11 protein-coding genes and 1 tRNA gene are annotated in these 11,743 nt (G+C 71.0%); 4 read left to right on the top strand and 8 right to left on the bottom strand.

Annotation, left to right across the window (positions count from 1 at the left end; genetic code table 11):
* Positions 1-15: 15 nt before the first annotated feature.
* The 5 genes from FJ091_00830 to FJ091_00810 all read right to left on the bottom strand — a co-directional run bounded on the left by FJ091_00830 (position 16) and on the right by FJ091_00810 (position 2,273).
* Positions 16-90: transfer RNA gene (locus FJ091_00830), tRNA-Gln, on the bottom strand.
* Between the two features lie 133 nt (positions 91-223).
* On the bottom strand, positions 224-1,177 hold the full coding sequence (locus FJ091_00825; GenBank protein MBM4381886.1) for a 4-(cytidine 5'-diphospho)-2-C-methyl-D-erythritol kinase: 954 nt from the start codon (positions 1,175-1,177) through the stop codon (positions 224-226).
* Positions 1,174-1,494, bottom strand: a complete 321-nt coding sequence (locus FJ091_00820; protein ID MBM4381885.1) for a DUF1844 domain-containing protein — start codon at positions 1,492-1,494, stop codon at positions 1,174-1,176. Before FJ091_00820 ends, FJ091_00825 begins: the two co-directional genes overlap by 4 nt.
* Entirely contained in the window at positions 1,491-2,075 is a 585-nt protein-coding gene (locus FJ091_00815; GenBank protein MBM4381884.1) for a CDP-alcohol phosphatidyltransferase family protein, read from the bottom strand. The genes FJ091_00820 and FJ091_00815 overlap by 4 nt, the downstream gene beginning before the upstream one ends.
* Before the next feature lie 12 nt (positions 2,076-2,087).
* Positions 2,088-2,273 (bottom strand): hypothetical protein, encoded by a 186-nt coding sequence (locus tag FJ091_00810; GenBank protein ID MBM4381883.1) that lies wholly within the window; start codon positions 2,271-2,273, stop codon positions 2,088-2,090.
* A 195-nt stretch (positions 2,274-2,468) separates the two neighbouring features.
* On the opposite strand from FJ091_00810, the gene FJ091_00805 reads away from it, so the two are divergent.
* The 3 genes from FJ091_00805 (at position 2,469) to FJ091_00795 (ending at position 4,460) form a co-directional block, all read left to right on the top strand.
* Positions 2,469-3,248 carry an outer membrane protein assembly factor BamD gene (locus FJ091_00805; protein ID MBM4381882.1) on the top strand — a complete coding sequence of 260 codons (780 nt, stop codon included), beginning with the start codon at positions 2,469-2,471 and terminating at the stop codon, positions 3,246-3,248.
* Between the two features lie 282 nt (positions 3,249-3,530).
* Complete coding sequence (locus tag FJ091_00800) at positions 3,531-4,088, top strand: tetratricopeptide repeat protein (protein MBM4381881.1); 558 nt, start codon at positions 3,531-3,533, stop codon at positions 4,086-4,088.
* Positions 4,089-4,460: a VOC family protein gene (locus FJ091_00795; GenBank protein MBM4381880.1), complete on the top strand. Its 372-nt coding sequence runs from the start codon at positions 4,089-4,091 to the stop codon at positions 4,458-4,460.
* Positions 4,461-4,479: 19 nt separating this feature from the next.
* Here the strand turns inward: FJ091_00795 and FJ091_00790 are convergent, their stop codons facing one another.
* Positions 4,480-6,069: an NAD(P)/FAD-dependent oxidoreductase gene (locus tag FJ091_00790; protein MBM4381879.1), complete on the bottom strand. Its 1,590-nt coding sequence runs from the start codon at positions 6,067-6,069 to the stop codon at positions 4,480-4,482.
* A gap of 128 nt (positions 6,070-6,197) precedes the next feature.
* Here FJ091_00790 and FJ091_00785 point away from each other — a divergent pair, with 128 nt between their 5' ends.
* Positions 6,198-6,860, top strand: a complete 663-nt coding sequence (locus FJ091_00785) for a CvpA family protein (GenBank protein MBM4381878.1) — start codon at positions 6,198-6,200, stop codon at positions 6,858-6,860.
* 7 nt (positions 6,861-6,867) lie between these two features.
* Here the strand turns inward: FJ091_00785 and ispG are convergent, their stop codons facing one another.
* Together ispG and alaS are read right to left on the bottom strand one after the other, a co-directional pair.
* The gene (gene ispG / locus FJ091_00780; GenBank protein ID MBM4381877.1) at positions 6,868-8,901 is read right to left on the bottom strand and encodes a (E)-4-hydroxy-3-methylbut-2-enyl-diphosphate synthase; all 2,034 of its coding nucleotides are present in this window, start codon (positions 8,899-8,901) and stop codon (positions 6,868-6,870) included.
* 189 nt (positions 8,902-9,090) lie between these two features.
* Complete coding sequence (gene alaS, locus FJ091_00775; protein MBM4381876.1) at positions 9,091-11,730, bottom strand: alanine--tRNA ligase; 2,640 nt, start codon at positions 11,728-11,730, stop codon at positions 9,091-9,093.
* Positions 11,731-11,743 lie beyond the last annotated feature (13 nt).

Below are 11,743 nucleotides of genomic sequence, written 5' to 3'. Positions count from 1 at the left end.
CTCGCGGAAAAAACTTGGCTGGGGCGGCAGGACTCGAACCTGCAATAGGCGGCTCCAAAGGCCGCTGCCTTACCATTTGGCGACGCCCCAAGCTTTCTTCGAGCTTCGCTCGCCTCGTTGGCCTTGCCACGTGGCACCGCGAGCTGCCCGGCTCGCTGCGCGCGATCTGAGCGGCTGCGCCGCTCGGATCGCTTGCGTTTGCGACGGCCTTTGGGGTCGATCGTTACTCGGAGGCTCTGTCTCTTTCGCGTGGTTCGAGTTGTTCGGTGCCGCTCGTGAGCGTTCTCGTCAGCCAGGTGCGCGCGCCGGTTGCGGCGACTTGTGGCTCGGCGATCCGCGCGGCGGCTTCGCTCGCGTAGATCGCGTACAGCGTGGGGCCGCTGCCGGACATTCCGACCGCGCGCGCGCCGGTTCGTGAAAGCTCCTCTCGCAGCTTCGCGACCTCGGGGCGAAGGCGGGTGGCAGCCGGCTCGAGGTCGTTTGCGACCAGCTCGCGCAACCGGGCGTCGTCGCTCGGAAAGCGCGCCTCGACGGCGCCCGCCTCCTCACCAAGGGCGAGAAGGGCGCGCAAGGTAAGGGGGTGGTTTTGGGCAGTCAACGAACTCTGGGCGTCGAAAGCGGCATACACGGCCCGTGTTTCGAGCCCGAACCCGGGATGCGCGAGGAGCACCGGCAGCTCGGGGACGCCGGAGACGGGCAGGACGCGCTCGCCGATTCCCTCCACGAGCGCCGGCCGGGGATCGAGGAAGAACGGCACGTCGGCGCCGAGCGCGAGTGCGATCTCCGCCAGCCGAGGGGGCGCAACCGGGCTGCCCGTGAGTCGCGAGAGCGCTCGCAGCACCGCCCCCGCGTCGCTGGATCCGCCCCCGAGGCCTGCCGGCGAGGGCACGCGCTTCTCCAGCGCGAGCGAGACGCCGGTTCCGAGCTTCGCCTCGCGCGCGAACGCCTCGGCCGCCCGCCAGGCGAGATTGCGCGTGTCCTCGGGCACGCCGACGGCGGCGTCCCCCGAAACGCGAAGCCGGACGCCGGGAGCGCCGCTCAGCTCGACGCGCAGCGTGTCTGCGAGCGCGATCGGGACGAACAGGCTCTCGAGCTCGTGATACCCGTCCGCCCGCCGCCCCGTGATGCGCAGCCCGAGATTCAGCTTCGCGGGCGCGCGCAGCTCGGCGCGCGTCACTTCTTCGCCGCGCCCCGCGCCACCTCGACGAAGCGCATGCGCAGGTCCGTCAGCAGATTGCGCAGCAGCGTCGCCTCCTCGCCCGTCAGGTTCCCGCGCGTCTTCTCTTCGAGCAGCTCGATCATGTCGATCGTCTGCCGCGCGAGCGGAACGTTCGGCGCGCGCTTCTCTCCGCTCTCGGGATCTGCGATCAGGCCGAGGTGCACGAATGCGGAAGTGCCGAGCGAGATCAGGAAGCCGGAGAAGTCCGGCTTCGGCAGCGCGTCCGCCGGGCGCTCCTCGTTCCCCACGACCGTGAATCCGCGTGTGTCGCTCATGGCTCGGCCTCCAGTCTTCGTTTCGCGATGATGATGCGCTGCACGGCGGTCGCCACGCTCCCGATCGCGACGATCGCGAGCGCCGGCTTCATCAGCCCGAGCAGGCCGCCCGCGATCAGCAGCAGGATGCGCTCGGCGCGCTCGAGCCAGCCGCCCGAGAAGTCGCGCAGCCAGAGCTCGGCGCGCGCCTTCGCATACGACGTGAGCACGCTGCCGGCCGTCGCCGCGCCCGCGACCCACGCCCAGGCGCGCTCTCCGCTCTCGGCGTAGTGAAGGGCGAGGCCGAGCAGCAGCGCGACGTCGACGAGGCGATCGAGCGTGGAATCGAGAAACGCGCCGAAGCGCGTCGCCCTGCCCTGTGCGCGCGCGACGACGCCGTCGACGAGATCGAACACACCACCGACCGCGGCCAGCGCGGCGCCGCGCCGCAGCTCGCCCGCCGCGAAGTCGGCAGCCGCGAGCAGCGAGATCGCCGCGCCGAGCAGCGTGAGCGCGTTCGGGTGAACGCGCGGGTGAAACAGGAACGGCAGCGCGCGGCGGAGCGTCGCGTCGAGCTCGATGCCGAAGCGCGACTTGAGCACGCCCCCGCGCGGCTACTCGCCGCCGCCCTCCGCGGGTGCCGCGTCCCCCGCCGGCTGCTGCGGCGACTCGACGATCTCGCCCTTGTCCCCCACATCGGGCAGCGTGTTCAGCTCCTTGTCGAGCTGATCCTGCGCGATCCAGCCGCGGCGTGCGGCGAGACGGCGATCGAGGCGAAACTTCGTGGCGTGCTCTTGCACGGGGGTCCTCCGGAAAGGCGCGCAATCTAGGCGCTTGCTCGAGGTCGCTCCAGGCGCCATTCAAGGCGAAAACAGCCGACGACGCTGTGCGGCGCGGCTGATTTGCCGCCGGGTCTCGCCGCTCCCCCGCAACTAGCGCTTTCTCCGCGTAGCCGGCTCTTGTAGGGTGGCGGCGCTTCCACCGAGGAGATCGCGATGTCCCGATCCGCGCTGCTCACCGCCCTCGCTTTCGTCGCTTTGCTCGCAGGTTGCGCGTCGAGTGGCGTCGACGAGATCAGCGAAGTGCCTTCGGCCGATCGGCTCTACGAGCAAGGCGTGGCGATGCTCGAACACGACCGGTCGATCCTCGGCGTGAACTTCGCGAACTACCAGGACGCGATCGACCAGTTCCAGGACATCATCGACAACTACCCCTACAGCGAATACGCCGTGCTCGCCGAGCTGCGCATCGCCGACGCGCACTTCGCGCAGAGCCGCTGGGAAGAAGCGCTCGGCTACTACCGCGACTTCGCGCAGCTGCACCCCGATCACGAGAAGGTGCCGTACACCATGCTGCGCACCGCGCTCTGCCACGAGCGCCAGTCTGAGAAGTCGGTGCGCGACCAGACGCAGACGCGCGAGGCGGTGGCCGCGCTCGATCAGCTGATCCTGCGCTACCCGAACGCGCCGGAGACGGCGGAGGCCGAGGAGCTCTGGAAGAAGCTGCGCCGCAAGCTCGCGAAGCAGGCGCTGATCGTGGGCGACTTCTACTTCGACCGCGAGGAGTATCAGAGCGCGGCGAACCGGTATCAGTCGGTGATCGACGAGTTCCCCGGCCTCGGCCTCGACGCTGAAGCGCTCTACAAGCTCGGCATCGCCTACCGCCGCATGAACCGCGACGACGACGCGCAGCAGCTGTTCGAGGTGATCCTCGACAACTACCCCGCCAGCAACGTCGCCGAGCAGGCGCGAGACCAAATCCCCAGCGCGCAGTAACGACTGGCAAGCGGAGCGCGCGGCGCGGTGCAATCGAGCGAGGCCAACGGCGCAAGCGGAGCGCGCAGCGAGGCGCAGCGAGCGAAGGCCAACGCGGCAGCGAAGCGCGCAGCGAGGCTCGGGCGTGACGCGTACGCAGGCGATGCTTCCGGAATCGCGCGCTGCGCTGAGTCGCGGTCGCGCGCTGCTCGACGCCGGCGACGCCGACGGCGCGCTCGCGACGTTCGAGCGCGTGCTCGCGACGAATCCCGGCTACGCCGACGGCACTACCTCGTCGGCCTCGTGCACGAGCGCGGCGGCCGGCTGCCCGAAGCGACGAGCGCCTTCGAGCGCGCCCTCGAGATCAATCCCGCCTACGCCGAGTGCGCGCTCGCGCTCGGCAGCGTGTACGAGCGCAGCGGCCAGTTCGAGCGCGCGCGAGAGATCGCCGAGCGCGCGAAGTCGCACTCGGCACCGGCGCTCGAAGCGCTCGATGGCACGACGCGCGGCAAGCTCGCGAATCTGCACGCCGCGCTCGGCGACGCCTACCGCGAGAGCGGTGACCTGCGCGCCGCGATCGGCGAGTACAAGAAGGCGCTCGAGCGCTCGCCCACATTCCTCGACATCCGCTGCCGCCTCGGCGCGGTGCTCCGCGAGGCGGGCCTCGCCGCGCAGTCGATCGCCGAGCTGCGCCGCGTGCAGCGCGCGAACCCCGCATACGCCGACGCGAGCGTTCAGCTCGGCCTCACCTACTTCACGCTCGGCCGTACCACTGAAGCCATCGCCGAGTGGAACGCCGTGCTCGCGCGCGACGCCTCGCGTGAAGACGTGCGCATGTACCTGCGCATGACGCAGAAGTAGATGGCAACGCTGCGCGCGATCTCGCCGCAGCTCCTCGTCGACGACCTCGCCGCCGCGATCGCCCACTACGAGCAGCGCCTCGGCTTCCACGCCGACTTCGTGTACGAAGGCTTCTACGCGAGCGTCTCGCGCGACGGCGCGACGATCCACCTGAAGTGCGCGCCGAGGCTCGCCGGCGAGCGCGAGCATCGCGCTGCGGGGGAACATCTCGATGGCTTCGTCGAGGTGGACGACGTGCGCGCGCTGCACGAAGAGCTCGCGAGCCGCGGCGCCGACGTGGTCGACGCGATTGCGCGGAAGCCATGGGGCCGCGTCGAGTTCGTGGTGCGCGATCTCGACGGGTACCGGCTGTGCTTCTCGCAGCCGGCGTAGTGCCCCGCGCCAGCCGGCCTCAGCGTTCCGCGCGCAGCGACTCCGCGATCACCTTCGCTGCGTTGCGCCCGCATGCGCCCATCACGCCGCCGCCGGGGTGCGTGGCGGCGCCGCACAGGAAAAATCCGGGCAGCGGCGTCGCGTAGCGGGACCATCCGGGCGCGGGACGCATCGGCCCTAGCCGGTCGAGCGTCATCGCGCCGTGGAAGATGTTGCCGCCGCGAATGCCGAACACCCGCTCGAGGTCGAGGGGCGTCAGCACGTCTCGGTGGACCACGCGGCGCGAGAAGCCGGGCGAGAGCTCGTCGATGCAGGCGAGCACGCGGTCGGCGAAGCGCTCGCGGTTCTTTTCCCAGAACTCCGCCGTGGCCCGCGGCGGCGCGTGCTGCACGAACAGCGAGGCGACGTACTTGCCGCGCGGCGCGAGCGTCGGGTCGACCGCGCTCGGCACGGTGAGCTCGATCATCGGCTTCTCGGGCAGCTCGCCGCGCTCCGCCGCGGAGAACGAGGCGTCGAGCTCGTCCATCGTGCCCGCGCCGAGGTGGATCGTGCCCTGGTGCCACGGCCCCGGCTCGCGCACGTCGGGGCAGGCGTGGAACACGGGCAGCGAGTCGAGCGCGAGGTTGATCTTCACGACGGGGCTGCGGAAGTCGGTCGCGTCGACCGTGCTGGCGAACTCCGCGGGTGCGTGCTCGCGCCCTAACAGCTGGAGCGTGTGGTACGGGTCGATCGACGACACGATCGCGCGCGCTTCGAGCGAGGCGCCGTCCGCGAGCTCTACCGCGCACGCGCGCCCGCCCCGCAGCCCGATGCGCCGCACCTCCGCGTTCGTGCGGATCTCGGCGCCGGCTTCGCGCGCGGCGTCGGCGAGCGCCGCGCTGAGTCCGCCCATGCCGCCTTCGACGTAGGCCCACACGCCGCGCGCGCCGCCGGTGTCGCCCATCAGGTGGTGGAACAGCACGTAGCCCGTGCCGGGCGTCGACGGCCCCGCGTGCGCGCCGATCAGTGCATCGGTCGCGAGCGTCGAGCGCAGCGGCTCGCTCTCGAACCAGCGATTGATCCCGTTCGTGGCGGAGCCGAGCACCAGTGCGAGCGCCTCGGTGAGATCGCTGCGCAGCGCGATCCCTGCGCGCAGCGCCTTCAGCAGCGGCCCGAGATCGGCGAGGCGCGGATGCGCGGGATCGAAGGGCGGCGCGTCGAGCAGCGGCTCGATCACGCGCGCAGCGCGGTCGATCACGCGCTCGTACGCGGGCATGCGCTCGGCGTCGCGCGGCGAGTAGTGCCGGATCTGCGCGAGGTTCGCGGCCTCGTCGCGGCCGAACAGCAGGCCCGGTCCGTTCGCGTCGGGCGTCCAAGACGAAGGCCGCCGCGGCAGGAGCTTCAGGCCGCGGCGCAGGAGGCCGAGCTCCTCGACCACGGCGGGCCGTAACAAGCCCGCGACGTACGCCGCGCGCGAGATCTTGAAGCCCGGCCAGAGCTCCTCCGTCACGCAGGTGCCGCCCAGAATCTCGCGCCGTTCCAGCACGATCACGCGCAGACCTGCGCGCGCGAGATAGGCCGCCGCCGTGAGCCCGTTGTGCCCGCCACCGATCAGAATCGCGTCGTACATGTGGCGCCCAGCATGACGCGTGAACACGGCGCTCGCCGCCCACGTCACAGGCAACAGGGCCTGGGGGCTCCGCTCACTGACTCCTGCGAGTCGAAGCCGAAAACTCCACTGATAGACTGCGCCGCGCCGTGGAAGCTCTCACCGAGAACGAGTTCGTGCGCTGGCTCGCTGAGCTGGGTTGGATCGATCGCGTCGCGCTCGGCGTCGTCACGCTCGCGATGCTCCGCGGCCTCTGGATCGGTCTACTTCGCGAGGCCTTCTCCCTCGCGGCGCTCGCGGCGGCGTTCGTCGCAGTGCGACTCTGGACCGACCCCACCGCAGCCTGGCTGATGGGCAGCGCGCCCTTCGGGCTCGAGCTCTCGCAGCGACAAGCATCGATCGCGGGCGGCTTGCTCGTCGGCCTCGGCGCGATGCTCGTGGTCGTCGCGGTCGGCGGCTTCGTGCGTAAGCGCGTGCATGCCACCAGCCTCGGCTTGCTCGACCGTTTGTTAGGCGGCGCGCTGGGCGGCGCCGAAGGCGCACTGCTGGTCGGCCTCGCACTGGTCGGCTTCACCGCCTTCGTCGGCGCGGACCACGATGTGCTCGCGGGCAGCCGCTCGATCGAGCTGCTCGCCGAAGCGCGCTCCCTCGCAGGCGAGCTGCCCGACGTCGCCGCGCCACCACCGAGCGACGACTTCGCGCCTGAGGACGAGGCGCCGTTCGAGGAAGCGGAGCCGCCTGCCGACGACGAGGTCGACACCCGATACGAGTACGACTTCAGTGCGGGCGCGGGCGACGAGGTGAGCGTCTAGCGCGGCTTCAGCCGCGCGGCTCCGTCCATCTCCCGTGCTCCTTGATCAGCTCGACCAGCCGCTCGGGCGCCTCCGCCTCGGGCACGTTCCTCACCACGCACTCGTGGCCGACGTAGAGATTCACCTTGTTAGGGCCGGAGCCGACGTAGCCGAAGTCGGCGTCGGCCATCTCGCCGGGGCCGTTCACGATGCAGCCCATCACGGCGATCTTGAGGCCCGGCAGATGCGCGGTGCGCGTCTTGATGCGCGCCGTCGTCTCCTCGAGGTCGAAGAGCGTGCGCCCGCAGCTCGGGCAGGAGATGAACTCGGTCCACGAGGTGCGCAGCCGCGCGCCTTGCAGAATGCGGTAGGCGAGCGCGACGTCGCGCGAGAGTGACCCCATTCCGCCGAGCACTACGGCGTCGCCGAGGCCGTCGCAGAGCGGCGCGCCGAGATCGGTGGCGGCTGCGAGCAGCGCGGACTCCGCGGGCGCGAAGGGATCGCTGCGATGGCGCAGCACGAGCGGAACGTCGCCGTAGCCGAGCCGCGCGAGCTCCGCGGCGACGATGCGCACGGCGTGCGTGGGCAGCGCGCTCGTCACCGAGAACGCGGCGGGCACGGCGCCGGACGCGAGCGCACGAGCGAGCAGCGGCGCGAGCTCGTCGGCTCCCGCGACGAGGTGCCACTCCGCTCCTGCGACAGGCGGCGGTGTGTCATCGGCGCGCAGCGTGAGCACGACGCGCGCCGCGGTGAGCGCTTCGCCGCGCGCGGCGAGCAGCGCGCTGGCTTCGCGCGCAGGCAGCTCGAGCGCGAGCGGCGTCGCGATGCCGCGCTTCGCGAGCGCCGCAGCGAACGCCGCGGCGCGCGCGAGCTCGGCAGCGTCGCGCACCTCGAGCGCGAGGCCCTCGCACGCGACGTCGCCGAGCTGCGCGAGCTCGCGCGCGATTTCGTTCGCCACCGCGTCTGCGCCCCACGGCGCGGGGCCGAGCGAGGCGAGCACGCGCACGGGCTGCGCCGCGCCGAAGTCGTGGGCGGCGCGCGTGGCGCGGCGCGCGTGCGCATACGGGTCGGGAGTGAACACAAGAGGAGGGGCGATTTCGCTCGGGCCCGGATTGCCCCCCTCCTGCCGCCAGCGCGCGTCGTATCTCGCAGCCAGCGCACGCGCGACGGGGATCTCCTTCACGGGATCCTCGGTGAGCGACACGCGAATCGTGTCGCCGAGGCCGTCTTCGAGCAGCGCGCCGATGCCGATCGCGCTCTTCACGCGCCCGTCGTCGCCGTCGCCGGCCTCCGTCACGCCCACGTGGAACGGATACGACGCGTCCTCCCACGGCGCAGCGCCTCGCTTTCGCGCGCGCTCCTCGAACCGGGCGGCGAGGAGGCGATACGCCTGAATCGCGACCTGCGCGTTGCTCGCCTTCATCGAGAAGATCACGTCGAAGTAAGTCTCGTCCTCGCATACATCGAGGAACTCGAGCGCGCTCTCGACCATGCCGGCCGGCGTGTCGCCGAAGCGGTTCAGGATGCGGTCGCTGAGCGAGCCGTGATTCGTGCCGATGCGCAGCGCGCGGCCGTGCTGCTTGAGCCGCTGCACGAGCGGCCGGAAGCGCGCCTGCACGCGCTCGACTTCCTCTGCGTACTCGGCGTCGCTGTACTCGCGCGTCTCGAAGCGCTTCTTGTCGGCGTAGTTGCCGGGGTTGACGCGCACCTTCTCGACGTGCAGCGCCGCTTCCATCGCCGCGTTCGGCGTGAAGTGGATGTCCGCGACGAGCGGCACGCGCACGCCGCGCCGTAACAACTCCGCCTTGATCTGCGCGAGGTTCTCGGCGTCGCGAATGCTCGGCGCGGTGATGCGCACGATCTCGCAGCCCGCGGCGGCAAGGCGCTCGCTCTGGTCTGCGGTGGCGCGCGTGTCGAGCGTGTCGGTCGTCGTCATCGACTGCACGCGAATCGGATTCGCGCCGCCGATTGCGACGTCGCCCACGCGCACGACGCGCGTCCGCCTGCGCCGCGGCGCGAACGGACTAGCGACGAACGGCCGCACCGGAACCCGGCTCAAAATTCCTCCCTTCGCCGGGCGCGCGTCTTTGCCCGGCTGGCTTGCTCTCGCTTTCGACTCCGCTCGCCTCCGGCTCGCTGCGCGCTCCGCTTGCGCTTCGCTCGAAGTATCTTTTGATACGCCTTCGCTCGCGCGCCTCGCCAGCCGGCCAAACCCGCGCGCCGGGCTCGGTCCGGAATTCTGAGACGGGTTCTAGGCGCGCGCCTCGCCCACGAGCGCGAAGAGGCGCTCGATCGCGGCATCGAGCTTCGCGGCGTCGGTGCCGCCGCCCTGCGCGAAGTCGGGCCGCCCACCGCCCTTGCCGCCGACCACCGCGCTGATCTCGCGCACGAGGTCGCCGGCCTTGAGCTTGTCCTTGAGATCGGGGCTCACGCCGAGCGCGAGCGCCACCTTGCCCTCTTCGCTCGAAGCGACGAGCACGATCCCGCTCTTCACTTGCCCGCGCAGATCGTCGACGAGCCCGCGCAGATCGTTCCCGCCGAGGCCGTCCGCGCGGCGCACGAGCACCTGCACGCCGGCGATCTCGCGCGTCTGCGCCGCGCTCTGCGCGCCGCCCGAGAACTGCGCGCGCTTCAGCTCCGCGATCTGCTTCTCCGCCGCCTTGCGCTCGTCGAGCAGCTTCTCGACGCGATCGCCCACCTGATCCGCCGGCACCTTCAGCGCCTCGCTCACGCGCCGCAGCTTCTTCTCTTGCGCGCGCAGGTGCGCGAGGGCGCCGAGGCCCGTCAGCGCCTCGATGCGCCGAACCCCCGCGGCGATGCCGGACTCGCTGATGATCTTCAGCAGCCCGATGTCGCCCGTCGCCTTCGCATGCGTGCCGCCGCACAGCTCGGTCGAGACGCCGCCGAAAGACACGACGCGCACCTCGTCGCCGTACTTCTCCTCGAACAGCGCCATGGCGCCGGCCGCGATGGCCTCCTTGTACGCCATCTGCCGTGTGCGCCCGCCGTCATTCGCCTCGATCCAGCGATTCACGAGATCCTCGATGCGCTCGATCTCCACCTCGCTCAGCGGCGCGTCGTTCGTGAAGTCGAAGCGCAGGCGATCGGGCGCGACGAGCGAGCCCTTCTGCATCGCCTGCGGACCCACGACTTCGCGCAGCGCCGCGTGAAGGAGATGCGTGCCCGAGTGATTCCGGACCGTGGCCGCGCGCGCTTCGGCGTCGACCGCGAGGCGCACCGCGTCGCCCGCGCGCAGCGTGCCGCGCGCGACGCGGCCGCGGTGCATCACGAGCTGGCCGCTCGGGCGCTGCGTGTCGGTGATCTCGATGCGCGCGGCGTCGCTCTCGATCACGCCGCGGTCGCCGACTTGGCCGCCGCTCTCGGCGTAGAAGGGCGTCTCGTCGACGGATATCTCCACCTCGGCGCCTTCGCTCGCGGCGTCGACCGGCGCGCCGTTCACGAGCAGCGCGCGCACGCGGGACTCGCCGCTGAGCGTGTCGTAGCCCGTGAACTCCGTCGCGACGTCCGCGGCGATGCGTCCATAGATCTGCGCCACGCCCGTGTCGCCGCTGCCCTTCCAGTGCTCGCGCGAACGCGCGCGCTGCGTCTCCATCTCGCTCGCGAAGCCCGCCTCGTCGACGGTCATCGCATGCGACTTCAGCACGTCCTGCGTGAGATCGACGGGGAAGCCAAACGTGTCGTAGAGCCGGAACACGACGGCGCCGGGCAGCGTCGTGCCGCCCTTCGCCTTCAGCGCGGCGACTTCGTCGTTCAGCAGCGCGAGGCCGCTCTTCAGCGTGGCGAGGAAGCGCTCCTCCTCGCGGCGCACGCGGCTCGTGATGTAGGCGCGGCGCTCGGCGAGCTCCGGGAACGCGCGCGACATCTCGTCGATCACGGTGTTCGAGACTTCGTGCAGGAACGGGCGATCGAGCCCCAACAAGACGCCGTGGCGCGCCGCACGGCGCAGGATGCGGCGCAGCACGTAGCCGCGGCCCTCGTTCGCGGGCAGCACGCCGTCGCCGATCATGAACGTGACGGCGCGTGCGTGATCCGCGACGACCTTCAGCGAGACGTCGCTCTCCGCGGCGCGGCCGAGCCTCACGCCCGAGAGCGACTGCGCGTGAGCCAGGATCGGCGTGAACAGGTCGGTCTCGTAGTTGTTACGGAAGCCGTTCAGCACCTGCGCCACGCGCTCGAGCCCGGCGCCCGTATCCACCGAGGGCTTCGGCAGCGGCGTGAGCTTGCCGCTCGCGTCGCGGTTGAACTGCATGAACACGAGGTTCCAGAACTCGAGGAAGCGGCCCGAGGCGCTCGAGGGGTCGTCGTTCGGCACCCCCGCGATCTCGCCCCGATCGATGTGGATCTCGGTGCAAGGGCCGCACGGCCCGGTGTCGCCCATCTGCCAGAAGTTCTCGCTCTCGCCGAGCCGATAGATCTTGTAAGCGGGGACGCCGATCTCGCGCTCCCAGATCGCAGCCGCCTCGTCGTCCTCGCGAAACACCGAGACCACGAGGTCCTTCGGCTCGAGCTTCCAGTGCTGCGTAATCAGCTCCCACGCGAACTCGATCGCCTCGTGCTTGAAGTAGTCGCCGAACGAGAAGTTCCCGAGCATCTCGAAGAAGGTGTGGTGGCGCGCGCTGCGGCCGACCTCCTCGAGGTCGTTGTGCTTGCCCGACACGCGCATGACCTTCTGCGTCGTGGTCGCGCGCTTGTACGGCCGCGTCTCCTCACCCGTGAACACGCGCTTGAACGGCACCATGCCCGCGTTCGTGAACAGCAGCGTCGGGTCGCTGGGAACGAGCGACGCGCTCGCGACGCGGGTGTGCCCCTTCGACTCGAAGAACGCGAGGAAGCTTTCGCGGATGTCGTGAGCAGAGCGCGGCGCGGACACGGGAACCCCTTCG

It is taken from the genome of Deltaproteobacteria bacterium (genome assembly GCA_016875395.1).
Taxonomy (GTDB): domain Bacteria; phylum Myxococcota_A; class UBA9160; order UBA9160; family UBA6930; genus VGRF01.
This window is presented reverse-complemented; position numbering and strand designations above follow the sequence as displayed.

Excerpts from the sequence above, each read along its gene's own strand:
- FJ091_00790 (MBM4381879.1), bottom strand. The coding sequence starts at position 6,069 with ATGTACGACGCGATTCTGATCGGTGGCGGGCACAACGGGCTCACGGCG.
- FJ091_00795 (MBM4381880.1), top strand. The coding sequence starts at position 4,089 with ATGGCAACGCTGCGCGCGATCTCGCCGCAGCTCCTCGTCGACGACCTC.
- FJ091_00805 (MBM4381882.1), top strand. The coding sequence starts at position 2,469 with ATGTCCCGATCCGCGCTGCTCACCGCCCTCGCTTTCGTCGCTTTGCTC.
- FJ091_00820 (MBM4381885.1), bottom strand. The coding sequence starts at position 1,494 with ATGAGCGACACACGCGGATTCACGGTCGTGGGGAACGAGGAGCGCCCG.